Here is a 20,124-nt window from a genome sequence, read left to right as displayed (position 1 = left end):
GTTCGGCAAGAACCATCTCGGCGATCGCGACGAGCACCTGCCGACGAGGCACGGCTTCGACGAATTCTTCGGCAACCTCTACCATCTCAACGCCGAGGAGGAGCCGGAAGGTTACTTCTACCCGAAGGACCCGGAATTCCGAAAGAAGTACGGGCCTCGCGGCGTGATCAAGTCATCCGCCGACGGCAAGATCGAGGATACGGGCCCGCTCAATACCAAGCGCATGGAGACGGTCGACGAGGAGTTCCTGGCCGCCGCGAAGGATTTCATCGACCGGCAGCACAAGGCCGACAAGCCGTTCTTCGTCTGGTTCAACTCGACCCGCATGCATGTCTTCACCCATCTCAAGAAGGAGTCGCTGGGAAAGACCGGCAAAGGCATCGAGGCCGACGGCATGGTCGAGCATGACGGCCACGTCGGGCAGCTCCTGAAGCAGCTCGACGACCTGAAGATCGCCGACAATACCATCGTCCTCTACACCACCGACAATGGGGCCGAGATCGCGCTGTGGCCCGACGGCGGCATGACCCCGTTCCATGGCGAAAAAGGCACGACATGGGAGGGTGGCTTTCGCATTCCGATGATGGTGCGCTGGCCTGGCGTGATAAAGCCCGGCACGCAGTACAACGACGTCATTTCCCTGATCGACTGGTTTCCGACGTTGTGCGCAGCCGCTGGCATTCCCGACATCAAGGAGAAGATGAAGACGGGCTTCTCTGCCAGTGGCAAGACGTTCAAGGTCCATCTCGACGGCTTCGACTTCCTGCCCTACTTCAAAGGTGAGGCGAAGCAAGGGCCACGTGACGCCCTGTACTACTTCGATCAGGGCGGCAATTTGAATGCCGTGCGCTGGAACGACTGGAAGGTGAGCTTCGCGTCTTCCTCGGAGGGGAATATCGCCACCGCCACGCGTGAGGTGACGGCCTGGGCACTGATCACCAACCTGCGCATGGATCCCTACGAGCGCGGATTGAAGGAGGGCGGCAACGCCATGGATTTCTTCGCCCGGCAGATCTGGCTGCTCGTGCCCATCCAGGGAAGGATCAAGGAGTTCTTCGTCGACTTCGACCAGTTCCCATACCAGCTGGGCAACTCGCTCAATGCCGGCGGGATCGGCTACGGTCTGTTGCGTCAGCAGGACGCCATGAAGCGGCTGAAGGACCTGGAGAACCTGAAGCCGCAATGACCTTGGGCCGACGCGGGCCTCCTCGGTGGCGGACCCGCGCCTTGTGCAGGAGAGAGCGGTGAAACGCCGAGAGACGTCCGGCTCGGGCCATCGGCTGGTGACACTTGACGGGTGGCGATGGCATGTGAGTGAAGTGAGCGGATGATGCCGGCGCGCGACGCGATCCATCAGATCTCGACGGAGGTCAACGCCTCGGTGATCGGCCAGGAGCGGGTGGTCGAGCGGCTGATCATCGCGCTCCTGGCCGACGGCAACGTGCTGCTGGAAGGCCTGCCGGGACTTGCCAAGACACGCGCCATCAAGAGCCTGTCACGCAGTCTCGAATCCGAGTTCAGCCGCATCCAGTTCACGCCCGACCTCCTGCCGTCGGACGTGACGGGAGGCGAGATCTATCTCAGCCAGGGCGCGGGGGCCGGCACCTTCCAGTTCCGGCAAGGCCCCGTGTTCGGCAACCTCATCCTGGCCGACGAGATCAATCGTGCGCCGGCCAAGGTGCAGTCGGCCTTGCTGGAAGCGATGGAGGAACGGCAGGTGACCGTGTCGGGCAAGCGCTACAAGCTGCCCGACCTCTTCATGGTGCTGGCGACCCAGAACCCGATCGAGCAGGAGGGCACCTATCCGCTGCCCGAAGCGCAGATGGATCGCTTTCTGATGCATGTCCGGATCGACTATCCGAGCGATACCGACGAGGTGAAGGTCCTGCAGCTCGTGCGTGGCGAGCAGCAACAGGGGCGACAGGACTCGGCGCGCGAAAAGGTGCCCCAGAAGGCCGTCTTCGAGGCACGCGGCGAGATCGACAAGATCGTCAGCGTGGCTGCCGTGGAGAGCTATATCGTGGCGCTTGTCGCGGCGACGCGAAGGCCGGCCGGCTTCGGTGACAACCTCAAGAAGTGGATCTCGATCGGCGCCAGCCCGCGCGGCTCGCTGGCGCTCGATCGCTGCTCGCGCGTCCATGCCTGGCTTCGCGGCCGCGATCACGTCCTGCCTTCCGATGTGCAGGTGATTGTGCATGACTGCCTGCGCCACCGCATCAGCCTCAGCTACCAGGCGAGCGCCGACGGAGTGGGCAAGGATCAGGTGATCGACGAGATCGTGCAGCAGGTCGCGGTCGCGGGTTGAACTTTTTGGGGGAGGGATTGTTGATCCAAAAGACAGCGACTTTGGCGGTCCTGATCGTCGGGCTTTCGACGATCGGCTGCGCCTTGCCGGAACGCGGACCGGCGGTGCCGCGTGCGAATACGATGCAGGCCCTTCCGCTGGGGCTGCCCAACGCCCGCTTCTTTCCCGACGCCGATCCCACGCCGGCGATCGAGGAAGGCATGGCCGCCCTTCAGCGTGAAGAGGTCGCGTTGGGCATTGCCGGCAATCCAAACGCGCGGCTGCCGCCCGCCTACTTCCTGGCGGTGTCGGGTGGCGGCGACAACGGAGCGTTCGGCTCCGGCCTCTTGAACGGCTGGACCGAGACCGGCACGCGGCCGCAATTCAAGATGGTGACGGGCGTCAGCACCGGCGCCTTGATCGCCCCGTTCGCCTTTCTCGGGCCCGCCTACGATGCGCAATTGCGCGAGGTCTACACGACCATGACGCCGGAGAAGGTCTACCACCAGCGCGGCTATCCGGCCGCCTTGTTCAATGACGCCATGGCGGACACCTCGCCGCTGGCGCAGCTCATCGCCAAATACGCAAATCAGGATCTCCTGGACGCGATCGCGGCGGAGTACCGCAAGGGCCGGCTCTTGATGATCGGCACCACCAATCTCGATGCGCAGCGGCCGGTGATCTGGAACGTCGGCGCCATTGCCGCCAGCGGCCATCCGGGCGCCCTCGACCTCGTGCGCAAGATCCTGCGCGCCTCGTCGGCCATTCCGGCCGCCTTTCAGCCGGTACTGATCGATGTCGAGCTCGACGGCCGCAAGTACCAGGAGCTGCATGTCGACGGCGGCGCCATCGCCCAGCTCTTTCTTTATCCGCCGTCGATCGATCTCAAGAGCGCCGGTGCCCGGCGCGAGCGGCATGCCTACATCATCCGCAACGCGCGCCTCGACCCCGACTACGCGATGACCGAACCACGGACGATCTCGATCGCCGGCCGCGCCGTCAGCACGATGCTGTCGGCGAGTGGCCGCAACGACGTGCTGCGGACCTACTTCGTCACCCAGCGCGACGGCGTCGACTACAACCTCGCCTACATCGGCACCGATTTCCAGATGACGGAAGAGGGGCAGTTCGAGCAGCCCTATATGCGAGCGCTCTACGACTACGGGTACCAGCAGGCGAAGGAGGGCCGCGCCTGGCACAAGACGCCGCCCGGACTCGCCGAGCCCAACATGACGGTCCATCGGTGAGAGGGGACCTTGCCCGCGCAAAGCCAAGGATATGTCACCCTCGATGGCCTGCTCGGCCTGAGGCATCGCGCCAGGGGTTTCAGCTTCCTGCCGCGCCAGCCGGTGCACAGCCTGCTGACCGGCCGGCATGCCTCGCGGCTGCGCGGACGCGGTCTCGATTTCGAGGAGCTGCGTCACTACGCCGAGGGTGACGACACGCGCACCATCGACTGGCTGGCGACGGCGCGGCGCGCCAGTCCCCATGTCCGCGTCTACACCGAGGAACGCGACCGCAGCGTCCTGCTGCTGGTCGATCAGCGGCTGTCGATGTTTTTCGGCAGCCGCCGCGCCATGAAGTCGGTGGTGGCGGCGGAAGCGGCGGCGCTGGCCGCGTTCCGGGTGACATCGCTGGGCGATCGGGCGGGAGCCGTGGTCTTTTCCGAGAATGCCGTGACCGAAATCCGCCCGCAGGCACGCGAGGCCGGAGTGCGGCGACTGCTGCCGGAGATCGTGCGGCAGAACCATCTGCTCACGGCGAAGGATCCTCTCGGGCCCGATCCGGGCCTGCTCAATGTCGCGCTGGAACACGCGGCACGGCTCGCCAACCATGACTGGCTGGTCGTGCTCATTTCCGACGTATCCGGCGCCAACGCGCGGACGGCCGAACTGGTCACCAGGATCACCGCTCACAACGATTTCCTGACCGTCTTCGTGCATGATCCGCTGGAAGCCGAACTGCCCGCCATCGGCCGCGCGGTGCTCGCGGAAGCGGACCGCCAGATCGAGGTCGATCTGTCGGCCAGCGCTTTGCGCCGCGGCTTCGCCGAGGATTTTGCCGGCAGGCGCGAGCGAGGTGCCCACTTCTCGCTCCATCATGCCATTCCGGTACTGCCACTCTCGACCCATCGCGACGTGGCCGGGCAGTTCCGCGAGCTGCTGGGACGACGGCTCGAGCGCCGCCGGCGTGCCGCGTGAGCGATCCGGCCGACCTTTCCAATCTGCGCGACATCGTCACGCCGCCCGATGTTTCGCTGTGGCCGCCGGCACCGGGCTGGTGGATCGTCGGGGCTGCCCTACTGGCGAGCGCGGCCGTGCTCGCGGCCATGGCGGTCCTTCGCTATCGACGCAACGCCTATCGGCGCGCGGCGCTCGTCGAACTGACGGGCACGGAGCACCTGCCACCGGGCGAGGCGGCGCAGCGCATCACCGCGATCCTGAAACGGGCGGCGCTCGTCGCCTATGCTCGGCCCGAGGTTGCCGAGCTGAGTGGCGATGCCTGGCTCGGCTTCCTCGACCGGACCGGGCGTACCGACGCCTTTACGGCGGGGCCTGCACGAAGGTTGGTGTCGCTCGCATATGGCGGTGGAGGCGAAGCGTCGAACCTTCGGCCCATCGTCTCGGGCGCACGCGCCTGGGTGCGCCGGCACCGATGCTGACCTTCGCCGATCCCTGGCTCGCCCTCCTGCTGCCGGCGCCAGTGCTGGTCTACTGGCTGCTGCCCGCGCATGCCGAGAGCAGGCGCGGCGTGCGCGTGCCGTTCTTTGCCCTGCTGGTCTCGCTCACCGGCCAGTCGCCCCAGGCCGGCGTCGTCGTCGGCCGGCGCGGCATATGGCGCAGCGCGAGTCTCGCCGTTTGCTGGCTGCTGGCGCTCGCCGCGCTGATGCGGCCGCAATGGATCGAGCCGCCGGTGCATCACGACAGGCCCGCGCGCGACCTTCTGTTGCTCGTCGACCTTTCCGGCTCGATGGACACGCAGGACTTCACCGACGTCTCCGGCAACAAGGTCAACCGGCTGACGGCGGTGAAGCAGGTGCTCGACGACTTCCTGTCGAGGCGCAAGGGCGATCGCGTCGGCGTGGTCGTCTTCGGCAATGCGCCGTTCGTGCTGGTTCCCTTCACGACCGATCTCGATCTCTGCCGCAAGCTCGTCCAGGAAATGCAGGTCGGCATGGCTGGTCCCCGGACGGTGTTCGGCGACGCGATCGGGCTCGGCGTCACGTTGTTCGCCCATTCGACCGTGCCCGCGCGGACCATGATCGCGCTCACCGATGGCAACGATACGGCGAGCAGCGTGCCGCCGGCCGATGCCGCCCGAGTCGCGCGCGACCACAAGATCGTCATTCACACCGTCGCCATCGGCGATCCGACGGCAGCCGGCGAGGATAAGCTCGACGAGGCAGCCCTCAAGGACGTGGCGAGCGTCACCGGTGGCGGCTTCTACCGCGCTTTGGATCGCACCGAGCTGGCTGACATCTATCGCCGGCTCGACGCCATCGAGACGCGCAAGATCGACACGGTGAGCTTCAGCCCCAAGCGCGAGCTGTTCTGGCTTCCGTTGCTGGTCATGACGGTCTTCTCCATGGTGGTCGAAGCGGGATTGCTGCTCGCTTCGGCGCCGCCGCTGCGACGGCCGAAGGCGGTGCATCCATGAACGCCTTCATCGAGAGCTTGCACTTCCTGCGGCCCTGGGCATTGCTGCTGGTCGTGCCGGCACTCGCACTATGGTGGGCGGGCAGGCGGGCGGCCGATACGACGCGGCGCTGGGCCCGCGTGATCGACCCCGAGCTGTTGAAGCTGCTTGTCGTGGGTGACGCTGCCGCTCGCCGTTTCGCACCGAACGATGTTCTGATGCTGGCGTGGCTGGTCGCGGCAATCGCCATCGCCGGTCCGACCTGGAGGCGGGAACCGTCACCCTTCGCCGACGCCCAGCCGCCGGTGATGATCGTGCTCAAGGTGGCGCCGTCGATGACCACTACCGACCTGGCGCCGACGCGGCTCGATCGTGCACGCCAGAAGATCGCCGATCTCTTGAAGAGGCGCGAGGGCGGTGCAGCCGGGTTGATCGCCTATAGCGGCTCCGCGCATCTGGTTTTGCCGCCGACGGCGGATCACGAGATCGTCCTGGCCATGGCCGGGGCGCTGGCTCCGGCGATCATGCCGCGCGAAGGCGATCGGCTTGCCGATGCGGTTGCGCTGGCGGCGCAGGTGCTGCGCGACGGAGGCCGCGGGGGCTCGATACTGATCGTGGCCGACACAGTGGCTCCCGGTCAGGCGGAAGCCCTCGAGGCGGCGAAAGGCGCACCGGTCGTGTTCTTCGCCGTCGCGCCGGCGGCTTCCGTCGAGGCCGACAAGCCGCTGCAAGCCGCTGTTTCCGAACTCGGCGCGCGGCTGGTCGAAACCACGATCGACAATGACGATATCGCGGTGCTCTTGCGTCGCCTCACCGATCGCGGCAACGCTACGATGCCGCCGGGCGAGACCGAGCGCTGGCAGGAGGCAGGGTATTGGCTGAGCTTCCTCGTCGCGGCGCTGGTTCTGGGCTGGTTCCGGCGCGGCTGGGTGATCTCGACATGAGGCACCTGCGCATCCTTCTCGCTGCGATCGCCGGCGCCGCCCTCGTGGCGCTGCTGACGACGGGCTGGTGGGTCGGCTGGGCCGATCTCATGGCGACGCCGGACCAGCGCGGGCGCAGGCTGATGGACCAACGCCGCTACGCCGATGCGGCTGCCGCCTTTGCCGATCCGATGTGGCGCGGCGTTGCGTTGATGAAGGGCGGCGACTTCAAGGGCGCCGAGCAGGCCTTCGGTGGCCTGGATACCGCTCAATCGGCGTATGACCAGGGCAATGCGCTGGTGATGCTGGGCCGCTACGACGACGCCGTTGGCCGCTATGACCGTGCCCTGTCGCTGCGGCCGGGCTGGGCCGACGCCGAGGCCAACCGCTCGCTGGCCCGATTGCGCGCGGAAAGGGTGAAGAAGACGGGCGGTGATACCGGCATCCCCGACCAGAAGGCCGACGAGGTCGTGTACGACCGGAACAAGAAGAGCCGGGAAGGCATGGAGACCCGGATCACCGGGCAGATGACCGATGCGGCCGTGCGTGATTTGTGGCTGAAACGGGTGCAGACTCGGCCGGCCGATTTCCTCAAGGCGCGCTTCCTCTACCAGCTCCGGGAGACGAAGCCATGAGGTCGTTGCTGCTGGCGTTGCTGCTGTGCGGGCTCGGCTCCCTTTGCCGTGCGCAGGACGTCATGGTGCGCAGCCACCTCGAGCCGCAAGCAGGAGCCGTCGTCGGGCAGCATGTGCGAATCATGGTCGACGTGCTGTTCAAGGACGAGATGCCAAGACCGCCGCGTGTGACGATCGACGAGGTGCCCGGAGCGCAGATCCTGCGTCTCGAGACACAGGGCACCACGATGACCGAGGTGATCGACGGTCGGTCCTACATCGGAAAGCGCTTCGAGTTCGCGCTCTATCCGCGGCGCGGCGGAACGATGGTCGTGCCCGCCGCCGCCGTCACCCTGCTCGATGCCAAGGGCGACGAAGCGGGCGAAGCTCGAGGTCAGGAGGTGAGGACGGAGATCACGGTTCCTCCCGGCGTGGACACGGCGGGTCCCGTGATCGCCAGCAAGGAGGTCACGCTCGAAGAGCAATGGTCGCCGCCTCGCACAACCTCCTTCAAGTCGGGCGATGCCGTGGTGAGGACGATCACGCGGACGGCTGCCGACGTGCCGGCCATGGCCATGCGGGATCTCGACTTCCCCGCGCCGGCTGGCATGCGCGTCTACCGCGATCCGCCGCAAGCTCTCGATCGGGTGGATCGTGGCGACCTGGTGGGGAAGCGGATCGATAGGATCACCTACGTCTTCGAGAGTGCCGGTGGCTATGTGCTTCCCGGGGTCGCCCAGCCGTGGTGGGATTTGACGGCGAACCGCCTTCGGCAAGCCGCGGGCGAGGGTCTGCAGGTTGCGGTGGTGGCGCCTGTTGCCCCTCGTGATTGGCGCCGTCTCGGCGCCGTCGTTGCCGGTGCACTGGCAGGCTTGGCATGCGTATCCTGGTGGGCCGCGGTCCGCTTCCGGGACGGCTACCGGCAATGGCTTCAATCGGAAGCGAAGGCATTCCGGGATTTGCAAGCCGCCTGCCGACAGGCCGACCTGCCGAAGATCTATCGCCAGTTGCTGGCATGGCGTCGACACATTGCGCGACCCGACGCCGTCGCCGGCCTCGTCGAAAACCTCGAACAGGTCCTGTTCAATTCCGGCTCGCCGGCTCGCTGGTCGAGTGCCCAATGCCAGGCGTTTTCGCGAAAAGCGAGCCTGTCGAGGCGAACCTTGCGGAAACAGGCGTCGGACCGCGGGAAGCCGCCTGATCTGCCGCCGCTCAACCCATTGCTTTCCGGCTCGGGAGGAGGCCGTCCATGAACATCGCATCCCTGCAAGCCAATGCCGATCGGACCTTCGACACCCTGATGAGGGCCGGCGACGAGACACCATTGATCTCGAGCTTTGCTGCGCGCCGGCCGACGGTGGAAGAACGCCTTTCGACGGGTAAAGCCTTGCGTGCCAAGATCTCCCGAGGCGCGCACGCGCGGTATGAAAGACACCGCGATCGCCTCGATCCGGTCGAGATTCTGGAACGACAGAACAAGGGCCGCGTGGAGAAGCTGGTACCGGTGCGCTACGCACGCATGCTCGCCTCGCCGTTCGCCTTCCTCCGCGGCTCCGCCGCAGTAATGGCGGCCGATCTTTCGCATACACCGGTCACGGGACTTGCGGTTGGCGCGTGCGGCGACATGCATGTGTCGAACTTCGGCGTGTTCGCATCGGCCGAGCGCAACCTGATCTTCGCCATCAACGACTTCGACGAGATCCATCCGGGTCCGTGGGAGTGGGACCTCAAGCGCCTGGCCGCGAGCGCGGCCGTGGCGATCAGGTTTCAGGGCGGCGACAAGGAAGCTTCGGAAAGCGCCGCGCGTGAGACCGTGCGCAGTTACCGGAAGCGCATGCGGCGGTATGCCGAGATGGGATATCTCGAGGTCTGGTACGACCGCATCGACGAACGGGCGGTTCTCGACGCCCTGTCGCCCAAGGCGCGGCGCAATGCCGAGCGCATCATGGACAAGGCGCGGTCGAAGGGGAATTTGGGGGTGCTCGAGAAGCTCACCGAGCAGGTGGACGGAGAGCACCGCATCATCGAGGACATTCCGTTGATCGTGCGCGAGACCCATACCGACCACGGCATGCCGGCCGAAGTCGCGCTCGACCGCATGCTGCATTCCTACCTTGCCTCACTCACCGTCGACCGTCGCCGCCTGCTGGCGCGATATCGCATCGTCGATTCGGTCCGCAAGGTCGTGGGTGTGGGCAGTGTCGGCACCGGCTGCTGGGTAGTGCTGCTGCAGGGTGTCGACGGTGACGATCCGCTTTTCCTTCAGGTCAAGCAGGCGCAGGAATCCGTGCTGGCGCCTTATGTCGACTACAAACTCACATTCGACAATCAAGGCGAGCGCGTCGTCGTCGGGCAACGCCTGACGCAAGGCTCGCCGGATATCTTTCTCGGATGGGGCGAGGCCGACAACGTCCAGTTCTATGTGCGACAGCTTGCCGACATGAAGGGCAGCGTCAGGTTCAGCGAACGCGACGATCAAGGCCTTGAGGATTTCGAGGAATACTGCGGGCTTTGCGGCTGGGCCCTGGCCTTGGCGCATGCCAAATCGGGCGACCCTGCGATGATCGCCGGCTATTGCGGGAACAGCGACGCCCTGGATGAGGCAATCGGCAAGTTCGCCCTGGCCTATGCAAGGCAAACCGAACACGACCATGACGTGCTCACCAAGGCCCGCCGCACGGGCCGAATCAAGGTCGCCAGCGAGCAACTGGTGAAATAGCGACGCATGGTCGCTGGATTGTCGACGAACCGCGGTTTGCCTGCAGGGCTTGCGATAGCGCTGCCCATGCTGTTTGCGCTCGTCGATAGCGAAGCCGGTGCCCAGACCACCTACAGCGACGATTTCTGGCCGGAGATCGATCTGCACGTACGCCTCGACGAGGCAACCCAGGTGATCGGCATGGTGACGTACAACCGAGACCAGGACAGCGGGCAGGTCTACCAGGCGGAAGGTGGGGCGGTCGTCGAGCATCGCTTCGCCGACTGGTTCTATGGACGCATCGGCTATCGGCACGCCAACGCGACCGACGGCGGCCCGTTCGTCGAGAACCGGCTTCTTACAGAACAGACCTTTCGCATCCGGCTGCCCGGGAAAGTCTCGATCGACGCCCGTACGCGCGAGGATTTTCGCTGGCTCAATACGGGTTATTCGATGCGGTTTCGCGAACGCCTGCAGGTTCAGCGCGACACGTCGATCGGCGACTACGTCTTCCAGCCTTATGCCTCGGCCGAGGTCTATTTCGATACCCGCTACGGCCAGTTCGCGCGTTATCGCCTGATCGTCGGCTCGACCTTCCCGATCGATCGCCACCTCAGCGTCGAACCCTATCTTGCCCGTCAGGTCGATTTCGCTTCGAGCAGCGCCGTCGTGCATGCGCTCGGGCTCATTCTTCACCTTTCGTTTTGAAGCAAGGCGAAGCAACTTCCCGGCAAGCGGGCCAGTTGATGGCGCCGGAGCAGGACTTCGTCTGGTGTCAAATTCCCCGGACCGGGGTCGTCATGTCCGATGCCCGAAGGCGGCCCTGGCCATCGAAGGTCGTGGGCGCAGCGCAAACGGGTGATGGGCATTTCGGCCCGCCGCATCCCACATCAGCCGCGGATCGAAGGCCTCGGCGGCGATGATGGTGACCAGGACGACGGCACAGAACGCCACGGCGCCGACGCCAGGCTCGATGGTCGCGACCGCGCCGAACTGCACCAGCGCGCCCAGGAGCGATTCCATGAAGATATCGACCATCGACCATCGGCCGATCCAGGCGACGACATAATAGAGCCGCGTGCGCTGGGGCAGCAGAACGCTCGCCCCCGCCTCGGTGGTCACCAGCATGGTTGCCATCAGCATGACCGCAAGACCGATCAGCTTGAATACCGGCACCAGTATGCTGGCGAAGAAGACCAGCAGCGCCAGCGGATACATCTCAGAGGCGAGCAATTCCTCGACGCCGCCCAGGATGGTGCTGGGCGCACCGGCGCCAGCCTGGATCACGGTGAGCACGGGATAGTAGTTGGCGGGGATATAGAGAATGGCGCCCGCGATCACGAACGCCCACGTCCGGTTCAGGCTGTCCGGCTTGCGCGCGTGCAGCGCCGAGCCGCAGCGCGGGCAGCGCCCGGCATGGCCGGCCGGGATGCTGACCAGGCCGCATGCCTCGCAGGCGACGATGCCGGGCCGGAAGACGAGCGGTCGCGACTCCGCCATCGGTGCATGAGTCTGCCCGGTACGCTCGATGGCCTCCCACACCGCATCGGGCTCGAGCACGGTATCGGCCCATACGACGACGACCGTCAGCAGCCCGAGCGCGTAGACAGCGGGCCCGATGTCCATCTGCACAAGGTCGCCGAGTTTGGTGTAGGCCACGAACACGCCGAGCAGCAGCACCTCCAGCATCGACCAGGTGGCGATCTTGCGGGCGAACAGGAAGACGCCGCGCAGGTTGGGCGGCGGCGTATGAAGCTTGAGACCCACCAGAACGTAGATGGCACCGGCGAACTTGCCGAGCGGCGCGAGGCCCGTAGTGAAGGCCACGGCAAGCGCCAGCGGCCACAGGCCCTGGCGCACCAGCTCCAACGGGCCGGAGACGAGCGTGGTCTCGTGCACGATGCCCGCGGTGGAGACCTTCATCAGCATGGCCGTCCAAACCATGATGTAGAGGACGAGGGCGGCGACATTGAGGGCGAGCCCGCGATCGAGCGGGTCACGCCGCGTCCGACGCAGCAAGGTGCCGCAACGCAGGCAGCTCGACCGCATGTCCGGACCGAGTTCGGGCACGACCTGGAACAGGCCGCAGCCCATGCACTCGCGAAGCTCCCGGTGGGTGGTCACGACTGAAGCATGACCGCGAGGCCATCGGTCAATTCGGCCACGGCCTCGCTGGCAGCGGCGACCTGACCCGCGACGTCCGGCGTCGGCGGGTGCTTGACGATGCGAAAGCTCCTCGCCGTCGAACGCGTCGGCCGATTGAATTCGACGGCAGCCTGGGACTGGAGCTCGAGCTCGCCCGAGGCGTCGAGATCGAGGCGCTGGATATTCACCGCCAGCACGGCGTTCGGGTCGGCCGAGATGGCGCCGCCCTCGGCATAGATGCGGCTCGACGGCAGGCGCTGCGACAGGCCGAGCACGATCACTCGGCTCAGCATCGTCGCCAGGCTCTCGCCCCACCAGTCGTTGGACATCACCCCGAGCCTGTAGGCCTCCGACGACCGGACGATCTGCTTGCGATCGAGATAGCCCGCGAGGCCGATGTCGCGCAGTTGCACGACCTTCGGACCGCCGTTCAGCACCGGTCCCGGCTTCATCGGGATGGAGTAGAGCACAGGGTCGGGCGACGAGCAGGCCGCCGCGAACGCGGGCAGTGCTAGCCGGACAAGCTGCCGACGGCCGAGAAACATCCGGTCATTCCTTGCCTGTGTTGGTGCGGCCCCTGATCAGGGCTTCGGGATGGCGCGCCAGAAGGTCGGTCAGCGCACGAAGCGAACGTGCAGTCTCGTTGAGCTGCGGCAGCAGGCGGTCCATCTCGCGGCTGAACCGGGAATCGCTGCCATAGGCGGAGTTCATCGAGGTGACCAGCCGGTTCGCCTGAGCCAGTGCGCTGTCGAGCTTGTTGGCGATGTCGGGCAGCCGGGCGAGCGCGGGTGAAGCGTCGGTGTCGAGCTTTCGCGCGATGTTCTGCAGGTCGGCCATCGTCGCCTCGAGCGAAGCCAGAGTCTTCCTCATCTGCGGTCCGTTAACCGTCTCGTCGACACCCTTCAATGTCGCGCTGAGACTCCGGCCGATGGCCTGGAAGTCGATGCGATTGATCTTGGACAGCAACTCCGCGGCCGAGCGGGTAATGGCGTCGAAGCCGCCGGTCTGCGTCGACGGGATAACGAAGACGTCGCCCTCGCGCCCGAGCTCCGCCGGGGGCGCGTCCGGGACCTGCTCGATGGCAACGACCTTCTGGCCAGTGATCAGGCTCGTCGACTGCAGTGTGGCGCGAAAGCCCCGCTTGACCATCTCGGCGGCGATCGTGCCGAGCGGGACGTTTGCCGCCTGTTCGGCCGAGGCCACGCCAGCGATGCGTTCGCCTTCGATCCGGTAATGGACCGGTACCACGATGCGGTCGGACTTGGGATCATAGGCAAGGCCGACATCGGTGACTTCGCCGATCTTGAGGCCGTGCAGCGTGACGTCGGCGCCGACTTCCAGCCCGGATACCGAGCCTTCGAAGGTCGACATCATGCTGAGGCGCCGGCCGAAGCCGGCGGTCTTGGCCGCGTCGTGGCTCGGGTACAGCGGAAAGCTGTGGTCGGCCGCGCTCACCGGCGCCTTGGTGTCGGGCTTGGTGTCGAAGGCGATGCCTCCGAGCAGCACTGCCCTGACCGACTCCATCTGCAATTGGATGCCACTCGGTCCCATCTTCAATGACAGGCCCGAGGCATTCCAGAACAGCGAATCGTCATGCACGTACTTGTCGAACGGTTCCCGTACAAACGCGTGCACCGTGACGTTGCGCGCCATGTGGCCCAGTTCCCAGCCGAGAACCGTGCCGACCTCGATGTCGCGATAGAAGATCGGTGAGCCCAGGCTGATCGAGCCGACGCTCGAAGTCTCGAGCTTGAAGACGGTGCCTGGCGCCGATACCGGCAGAACCGGCGGATTGGCGCTGCCGACGAAGTGACGTTGTGCCTTGCCTTTCTCGGTTGAGGGAAGCATGCCGATATAGGATCCGGACAGAAGCGTATCGAGGCCGGAGATGCGGCCGGCGAAGAGCTGCGGCTTGACCACCCAGAAGATCGTCTTGTCGCTAAGCAGGGGCTCGGCCTCGCGCGTCGTCTCGACAGTGACGAGCACCTGGGAGAAATCCGGGGTCACGGCAATCGACTTCACCGTGCCCATGGTCACGTCCTTGAACTTCAACTGCGACTGGCCGGGCTGCAGGCCGCCCGCCGATTCGAAGCTGATCGTGATGGTCGGGCCGCGCTTGGAGAAGGTATCCCAGGCAAGCCACGCACCAATCAATGCAGTGACAACTGGCACGATCCAGACGAGCGGTATGCGGCGCGCCGGGCGCTTGGCGGCCGTCGGTACAGCTACCGCTTCCTGGTGTGTGTCCATACCCGATCGCCCCCGCGACGTCATGGCTTGCCGCCCGCAATCAGCAGCCGCGATGAGGCTAGCCGACCGTTCCGGGCAAGACTAGCGAGGATCGATCCGCCGCCCTCGATTTCGATTAAATTGCACCGCTCCGGCCGGTCGATCACTCGTATTCGCCCGTCGGCCGGCAAGCTCCCGAAGCTGTGGAACGTCGTGCGCCGCCATCGGCGAAGATCGGTCGTGGGTCGCATTTGACTCATCGCGGCAGGGTGCGCTGCAGGCGCTCGATTTCCGCGGCCACGGCGCGGTCGTCGGGACGCAGTGCGCGCAGCGTCATGAGATGGCCGAGCGCTGCCTGCATCTCGCCGCCGCGGATCGACCAGATCGCCGCTGCCGACAGCGATTCGACATCGTAGGGATGGCGGGCAAGCACGCCCTCCAGCGTTTTGCGAGCCTCGGCCAGCCGGCCGGTTTGTTCGAGTGCCACGGCGTAGACGTAGCCGTAGCGTGCCGTTGCCGGCTCCAGGTCGGCGGCTCGTCGCAGCTCTTCGAGAGCCAATTCACCGCGCCGCTGCCGCACCAGGGAAAGGCCGAGCTGGAAATGTGCCAGCGCCGATTGAGGGTTGTGTTTCAGGGCGTCGCGCAGGATGTGCTCGGCCTGCGCCTCGTCGCGGCGGGCGCGATAGAGCTCGGCGCGCTGGGCATAGGCGGGCACGAAGGTTGGATCGACGGTGATCGCGCGGGCGAGATGATCGTCGGCAAGCGGCGTGTTGGCGCGACGAATCTCCAGCAGCGCGAGGTTCATGTGGGCCTCAGCGCGGTCAGAGTTGTAGTTCTGGACGGCGATGTACTCATCCAACGCACGCCGGAAGCTTTGGCGATCGCCTTGCGACAGGCGCCGTTCGGTCGGGCCGGCGAGAGCGCGCGCGGCCGCGATGCGCACCGCGCGCACAGGATCGCGCAGAAGGGGAACGAGTTCCGCCGTCCAGGCATCCGCATCGCCGGCCGCGATAGCCTCGGCTGCGGCGGTGCGGACCAGTGGATCCAGGTCGGCCAGGGCGCGGTGGAGATCGATGCCGGCGAGCGCGGGATCGAGACCGTTGGAGCGGGCGATGGCGCTCGCCCGGACGATCGCCGGCTGGGCGTCGTCGTTGGCGATCTTGGCCAGCAGGCCTGAGGCACCGGGTGCGCCGCGGTCCGCGGCGAAGAACGCCCGGGCGAACGTCTGGAACCCGGACGGCGCGTGACCCAGGCGCTTCTCGAGTTCCCGCGCCGCCCATCCCTCGGGCTTGTCGGCGTGGCAGCCCGCGCAAACGTCGGGCGTGCCCAGCGCGTCGGCGAGGTCGGGGCGCGGCACGCGGAAGCTGTGATCGTGGCGGGGATCGACGATCATGTAGGTCACGACCGGCATGTGGCAGGAGACGCATTGCCCGGCCGTGGATGCCGGATCGTGGAAGTGATGCGCCCTGCTGTCGTAGCGCGCGGCCTCGTGGCATTGCCCGCAGAGCGCATTGCCTTCGGCGCGCAGCTTCTGGGTATGCGGATCGTGGCAGTCGCCGCAGCTCACGCCCTTCGAGAACATGCGGCTTTGCAGGAACGAGCCGTAGTTGAACACCTCGTCCTGCATCTGGCCGTCGACCCGATAGACGCCACGATCGAGCAGCGTCGCATGGAAGCCGTCGGCGAAAGGCTGGCCGGCATGGAAGGCGTCGGTCAATTGCGAGCGTCGGGCGTGGCAGCGCGCGCACGTCTCGACTTCGGCAATCCGTCCTTCCGTCGGCACGTTCGGTCGCGCCGCTGGATCGGTGCCCCAGACATTGCGAGAACGTGGCGGAAAGGCCGCCGGCAATCTGACCTGCGGATTGGCAAGATGGGCGCTGGCCGGTCCGTGACAGGCCTCGCAGCCGACCCCAGCTTCGCTCCACGTGGAATGATAGGCATTGGCCGCCGCGTCATAACCCTTGCGCAGGTTGGTGACGTGGCAATCGATGCACATGAAGTTGGCGGCCTGCTGGATGCCGGTCCAGTGCAGCGGATCGCCCGGCGCGAGTTTCTGGCCGGGGTAGAGATCGAACCAGCGCTGTCCGCCGGCGCTCGGGAGCCTTGTATCCCACGCGATGCCGAATGCCTGCAGCCGGCCGCCGGGCATTTCCACCAGGTATTGCTGCAAGGGCAACAGGCCCAGCGTGAACTTGACCTCGAACTCGCCCGGCTTGCCATCGGGCCCTGGCGTCTCGATCACAAAGCGGGCGTCGCGCTTGCGAAAGACAGTTACGACGCCATCCTTCTCGAATCGGGCATCATCGAAATCACCCAGTACGGTCTTGTCGGTCGCCAGCTGGAGCGCGTGCGCGTGCTGTGATTTCCTCCAGGCGTCGCTCTCGCGCCTGTGGCAGGCAGCACAACGCTCGCTGCCCACGAAGCTCGGCGCGCCGTCAGCCGCTGCACCCGGGCTCCCTGCGGTCTGCGCACGCAGATGGAGCACGCCCATGCTGACAACGAAGACCAGGAGCGGAAAGGAGAAGCGAAGGATCCGTCGGTCACGCACCTGCAAAGTATCGCAATTGTCGCGGTTCATCGATATCGCAAGAGATCAAGACGCTCGGCGGCCGGTTCGCTGGACGAGCTCGGCGGGCAATGCGGTGGATTTGGATCATGCGGCGACAGGGCACGCGAACTCGACGACAGGACGACGACAAGGACCCACTGACGTGCAGGTTTCCACGCCGGCTGTCCTTGTAACCTTGTCCGAACACAACGTCTCTCAATCCGTGCGCGGCGCGTTTAGCGTGTCTTTGCCCACTGCGCCCTGCTTCTTCACGACCAGCTCGACGTCGAGGAGTCCCATCCTTTCGAAGTTCAACGTTGCGAGGATCGTCCGGCCCAGAACCAGCGGCTCCTTCAGTCCCTGAAAGAGCAGGTGATAGCCCCGTGGCTTCAGCTCGATCGGCAGATCGACCGAAAGCCTCAACCCTTTCGCCATCGGCCGCATGCGGATTTCCGATCCTACGACCTTGATACCGTAGAGATCGACCTTCTCTGCAATGGAACAGTGTGCGCCGAGCAGGCGGTCTTCCCGGGGGCCGCTGTTGAGCAGGATCATGAAGCCGCCGGCTTCGCGCGATTCGACCGTCTGAACGCGTGCCCAGGGATTTCGAACGCCAATGCCTGCCATGCGGTGCCTATTTGGGGAACATGAACTGGATTTGGGCACGGAGTTGCCATTCCGCGCCGTAGTCGGGGCGTACCACGTTGTAGTAGGCGGAGAGCTGCGCATTGAGCGGCAGTTTGCCGAGGTGGAAGATTTTCCCGATGCCGCCGCCCAGCGGCAGGGTGAACTGCTGGTTCGCGGCCGCCAGCCAGTTCATGGTGATGATGGGAGACGAGGTGAGGTAGAGCCCGCCCTCGAAGTTGTAGTTGATGAAGGGTTGCAGCAGGCCGTTGCTGTAGGCCGGCGCGTTGGCATTCGTGCCGAGCGACCACACGTTGTTCACCAGCGCGCCGAACACCCATGGATTTCCGTGTTCGAGGTGCAGCAACACGCCTGACGGCCCCATGCCGAGATTGTCGTTGCCGAGCGTGGCACTGGTATGGGTCGGAATCTGGACAATCGGACCCACGCCCCAGATCCAGTGGCCAGGCTGGGCCGGCGAGAGAAAGGCCGTCAACTGCAGATCGCCCAGCCCGTTGACGGCCCCGACCCGTGGCCCCAGCGAGGGATTGAAGATCACCGGCATGATGGTGCGGGTGATGACGTTCCATTCCTCGGTGATGCCGAAAGGGATCACCGGCTGGATGTTCAGGATGTCTTGCACGCCGTGGTCGGGGCCGTAGTTGAAGTTGGTATTGTTCTGGAACGGCACGCTGATCAGGTTGCCGACCGGGTTCTGCGCAAGCTTGGCGAGGTCCTCGTTGCTGAGCGCGCTCTGCGCCGAGGTGGTGGCGATTTCCATGCTCGCTGCAAGCGTGACGGCGATTGCCACGAAACGGGACGGCCGCCGCATGACTTTCTTGCTCAGTAGCAGGGCAGCAGCGGTGGCGCGCCACACGGCGCGCGATAGGAGGGAGCCGCGGACATGTCGGGCGGCGCGGTGAGGCCATAGTTCGGCGCGGGCCGGCGCACCGGCGCGTCGGGCGAGGGATTGGACCATCCGGTGAAGGCGCTGTTGGGGCCGACGACCGGCGTCGTGCCGCCGGTCGTCTGGTTCTGGCCGAGATAGCTGATCCCGCCCGAGCCGAGGCCGAACCAGATCGTGTCGATGAAGATCGAGGCCGGCCCGTCGGCTGTGCCGAGTTCGCCTTCCAGGACGGCCACCTCGAAGGTCAGCTTTTCGCCGTCGAGTCTCGGATGCTTCAGCACGACCACGGCATCACTCACTGCCGAGCCATCGGCACGAAACGCCGAGACCGTGGCGTTCGGCGGGTCCTTGGCGAAGCTGCCCGACGACCAGAGCTCGACCACCTCCTTGATCGGAATGTGGCCGGCGCTGCGTACCGGCCGGTCGGCGAACAGGATCGCCGAGGGCAGGGGGCCGTCGAGCGCGAGGGTCTGGCCGGTGAGTTTCGCGGCGCGCGAGTTGAGCACGATGAGGGCCTGTGCCGACTTCGTGTGCGACGGAACGCCGATCGTCTTCAGCCCGTTCGGCGCCGCGGCCGGGGCACTCGTCGGCGTCTGGGCGAGTGCGCCGAGCGGCGTGGCGAGCAACGCAGCGAGCACGCCGGAACTTCGGAGGAAACGAGGAGCGATCATGCCTGGGACCTCAGTAACACGGCGGATACGGATGGTAGCCGCAGGCCGGCCGGTAGGCGTACGGCGCGTAGTAGGGGTGAGCGGCGCCGTACCATGCGGCGCGGTAGGCGGTGCGGCGAGCCACGCCTGCGTAGGAAAGCGGCGTCCACGGCCGGCCGATGATGTCGATGAAGACCGAGGCGGCGCCGTCGGCATCCTTGAGATCGCCTTCCAGCAGGTCGACGTCGAAGACGAGCTGGTCGTTCGCCAGTTTCGGCGTCTTCAGGACGACTACCGCGTCGCGGACGCCTGCACCGTCCCTGGTGAAAACCGAAACGGTTGCGTTGGGCGGGTCCTTGCCGAAATTGTCGCTGCCGCTATTCCAATCCTCGACGATGTGCGCGGTGAGGTCGTGTCCGGCGGCGCGCACGGGCCGATCGGCAAAGATGATGGCATTGGGCGCCACCCCATTGAGGGTGAGCTTCTGGCCTTGCAGCGTGGCGCCTCGGGCATTGAACACGATCAGCGACGGAACCATCGCCGGTTTGGCGTGGCTCGGCTGACCGATGGTCTTGGGCGGAGGGGTGGCGCCGCTCGAAGTCTGGGCGCGTGCGCCACCCAGGAGCAAGGCGCACGCCGCCATGGCGACGATGCCGGTCACGATTCGCCTGGACGCCATGCCCTCTCCTGATCGGTAGCTCGGACGGATGATCGGTCTACTGGATGACGATGACGACGCGGCGGTTCTGCGGCTCGCGCACGCCGTCGCCGGTCGGGACCAGCAGATCGGTCTCGCCCTTGCCGACGACCGAGATCGCCGTCGCCGGCACGCCGTCGCGCACCAGCGCGTCCTTGACCGCGTTGGC

At 66.0% G+C, this 20,124-nt stretch carries 19 protein-coding genes; 11 read left to right on the top strand and 8 right to left on the bottom strand.

Annotation, left to right across the window (positions count from 1 at the left end; all coding sequences use genetic code 11):
* The 11 genes from VH499_RS17340 to VH499_RS17290 form a co-directional block, all read left to right on the top strand.
* The coding region (locus VH499_RS17340) for a sulfatase-like hydrolase/transferase (protein WP_332053999.1) at positions 1-1,186 on the top strand (1,186 nt) is incomplete at its 5' end.
* A gap of 144 nt (positions 1,187-1,330) precedes the next feature.
* Positions 1,331-2,305 (top strand): MoxR family ATPase, encoded by a 975-nt coding sequence (locus VH499_RS17335; RefSeq protein WP_332053998.1) that lies wholly within the window; start codon positions 1,331-1,333, stop codon positions 2,303-2,305.
* A 20-nt stretch (positions 2,306-2,325) separates the two neighbouring features.
* Positions 2,326-3,531, top strand: coding sequence for a patatin-like phospholipase family protein (locus tag VH499_RS17330; RefSeq protein ID WP_332053997.1), 1,206 nt, complete (start codon positions 2,326-2,328; stop codon positions 3,529-3,531).
* A 9-nt stretch (positions 3,532-3,540) separates the two neighbouring features.
* Positions 3,541-4,485 (top strand): DUF58 domain-containing protein, encoded by a 945-nt coding sequence (locus tag VH499_RS17325; RefSeq protein ID WP_332053996.1) that lies wholly within the window; start codon positions 3,541-3,543, stop codon positions 4,483-4,485.
* Positions 4,482-4,946, top strand: a complete 465-nt coding sequence (locus tag VH499_RS17320) for a DUF4381 domain-containing protein (RefSeq protein ID WP_332053995.1) — start codon at positions 4,482-4,484, stop codon at positions 4,944-4,946. Before VH499_RS17325 ends, VH499_RS17320 begins: the two co-directional genes overlap by 4 nt.
* Entirely contained in the window at positions 4,940-5,941 is a 1,002-nt protein-coding gene (locus VH499_RS17315) for a VWA domain-containing protein (protein WP_332053994.1), read from the top strand. The genes VH499_RS17320 and VH499_RS17315 overlap by 7 nt, the downstream gene beginning before the upstream one ends.
* Positions 5,938-6,864, top strand: a complete 927-nt coding sequence (locus VH499_RS17310; protein WP_332053993.1) for a vWA domain-containing protein — start codon at positions 5,938-5,940, stop codon at positions 6,862-6,864. The genes VH499_RS17315 and VH499_RS17310 overlap by 4 nt, the downstream gene beginning before the upstream one ends.
* Complete coding sequence (locus VH499_RS17305) at positions 6,861-7,478, top strand: hypothetical protein (RefSeq protein ID WP_332053992.1); 618 nt, start codon at positions 6,861-6,863, stop codon at positions 7,476-7,478. The genes VH499_RS17310 and VH499_RS17305 overlap by 4 nt, the downstream gene beginning before the upstream one ends.
* Entirely contained in the window at positions 7,475-8,710 is a 1,236-nt protein-coding gene (locus tag VH499_RS17300; RefSeq protein ID WP_332053991.1) for a hypothetical protein, read from the top strand. Before VH499_RS17305 ends, VH499_RS17300 begins: the two co-directional genes overlap by 4 nt.
* Positions 8,707-10,176, top strand: coding sequence for a DUF2252 domain-containing protein (locus VH499_RS17295; RefSeq protein ID WP_332053990.1), 1,470 nt, complete (start codon positions 8,707-8,709; stop codon positions 10,174-10,176). The genes VH499_RS17300 and VH499_RS17295 overlap by 4 nt, the downstream gene beginning before the upstream one ends.
* Before the next feature lie 66 nt (positions 10,177-10,242).
* A complete protein-coding gene (locus VH499_RS17290) occupies positions 10,243-10,863 on the top strand; it encodes a DUF2490 domain-containing protein (protein WP_332053989.1) in 621 nt (206 codons plus the stop codon).
* 90 nt (positions 10,864-10,953) lie between these two features.
* On the opposite strand, the gene VH499_RS17285 is transcribed toward VH499_RS17290, so the two are convergent.
* From VH499_RS17285 to VH499_RS17250, 8 genes are all read right to left on the bottom strand, one after another.
* Positions 10,954-12,279, bottom strand: coding sequence for a paraquat-inducible protein A (locus VH499_RS17285; RefSeq protein ID WP_332053988.1), 1,326 nt, complete (start codon positions 12,277-12,279; stop codon positions 10,954-10,956).
* The gene (locus VH499_RS17280; RefSeq protein WP_332053987.1) at positions 12,276-12,845 is read right to left on the bottom strand and encodes a PqiC family protein; all 570 of its coding nucleotides are present in this window, start codon (positions 12,843-12,845) and stop codon (positions 12,276-12,278) included. Before VH499_RS17280 ends, VH499_RS17285 begins: the two co-directional genes overlap by 4 nt.
* 4 nt (positions 12,846-12,849) lie before the next feature.
* A complete protein-coding gene (locus VH499_RS17275; protein ID WP_332053986.1) occupies positions 12,850-14,550 on the bottom strand; it encodes an intermembrane transport protein PqiB in 1,701 nt (566 codons plus the stop codon).
* A gap of 235 nt (positions 14,551-14,785) precedes the next feature.
* Complete coding sequence (locus VH499_RS17270; RefSeq protein ID WP_332053985.1) at positions 14,786-17,077, bottom strand: cytochrome c3 family protein; 2,292 nt, start codon at positions 17,075-17,077, stop codon at positions 14,786-14,788.
* Between the two features lie 216 nt (positions 17,078-17,293).
* Positions 17,294-17,704, bottom strand: a complete 411-nt coding sequence (locus tag VH499_RS17265; protein ID WP_332053984.1) for a copper chaperone PCu(A)C — start codon at positions 17,702-17,704, stop codon at positions 17,294-17,296.
* Positions 17,705-17,711: 7 nt separating this feature from the next.
* Positions 17,712-18,533 carry a hypothetical protein gene (locus tag VH499_RS17260; RefSeq protein WP_332053983.1) on the bottom strand — a complete coding sequence of 274 codons (822 nt, stop codon included), beginning with the start codon at positions 18,531-18,533 and terminating at the stop codon, positions 17,712-17,714.
* Between the two features lie 11 nt (positions 18,534-18,544).
* Positions 18,545-19,279 carry a hypothetical protein gene (locus tag VH499_RS17255; RefSeq protein WP_332053982.1) on the bottom strand — a complete coding sequence of 245 codons (735 nt, stop codon included), beginning with the start codon at positions 19,277-19,279 and terminating at the stop codon, positions 18,545-18,547.
* Positions 19,280-19,289: 10 nt separating this feature from the next.
* Positions 19,290-19,937 (bottom strand): hypothetical protein, encoded by a 648-nt coding sequence (locus VH499_RS17250; RefSeq protein WP_332053981.1) that lies wholly within the window; start codon positions 19,935-19,937, stop codon positions 19,290-19,292.
* Positions 19,938-20,124: the final 187 nt, after the last annotated feature.

The organism is Reyranella sp. (genome assembly GCF_036558665.1).
Classification (GTDB): Bacteria; Pseudomonadota; Alphaproteobacteria; order Reyranellales; family Reyranellaceae; genus Reyranella.
Note: the sequence above shows the minus strand (reverse complement) of the source record. Positions and strands in the feature narration are given on the sequence as shown.

Coding starts and splice junctions, on each gene's coding strand:
- VH499_RS17335 (WP_332053998.1), top strand. CDS start 1,331: ATGCCGGCGCGCGACGCGATCCATCAGATCTCGACGGAGGTCAACGCC.
- VH499_RS17315 (WP_332053994.1), top strand. CDS start 4,940: ATGCTGACCTTCGCCGATCCCTGGCTCGCCCTCCTGCTGCCGGCGCCA.
- VH499_RS17310 (WP_332053993.1), top strand. CDS start 5,938: ATGAACGCCTTCATCGAGAGCTTGCACTTCCTGCGGCCCTGGGCATTG.
- VH499_RS17305 (WP_332053992.1), top strand. CDS start 6,861: ATGAGGCACCTGCGCATCCTTCTCGCTGCGATCGCCGGCGCCGCCCTC.
- VH499_RS17300 (WP_332053991.1), top strand. CDS start 7,475: ATGAGGTCGTTGCTGCTGGCGTTGCTGCTGTGCGGGCTCGGCTCCCTT.
- VH499_RS17295 (WP_332053990.1), top strand. CDS start 8,707: ATGAACATCGCATCCCTGCAAGCCAATGCCGATCGGACCTTCGACACC.
- VH499_RS17290 (WP_332053989.1), top strand. CDS start 10,243: ATGCTGTTTGCGCTCGTCGATAGCGAAGCCGGTGCCCAGACCACCTAC.
- VH499_RS17280 (WP_332053987.1), bottom strand. CDS start 12,845: ATGTTTCTCGGCCGTCGGCAGCTTGTCCGGCTAGCACTGCCCGCGTTC.
- VH499_RS17275 (WP_332053986.1), bottom strand. CDS start 14,550: ATGGACACACACCAGGAAGCGGTAGCTGTACCGACGGCCGCCAAGCGC.
- VH499_RS17265 (WP_332053984.1), bottom strand. CDS start 17,704: ATGGCAGGCATTGGCGTTCGAAATCCCTGGGCACGCGTTCAGACGGTC.
- VH499_RS17260 (WP_332053983.1), bottom strand. CDS start 18,533: ATGCGGCGGCCGTCCCGTTTCGTGGCAATCGCCGTCACGCTTGCAGCG.
- VH499_RS17255 (WP_332053982.1), bottom strand. CDS start 19,279: ATGATCGCTCCTCGTTTCCTCCGAAGTTCCGGCGTGCTCGCTGCGTTG.
- VH499_RS17250 (WP_332053981.1), bottom strand. CDS start 19,937: ATGGCGTCCAGGCGAATCGTGACCGGCATCGTCGCCATGGCGGCGTGC.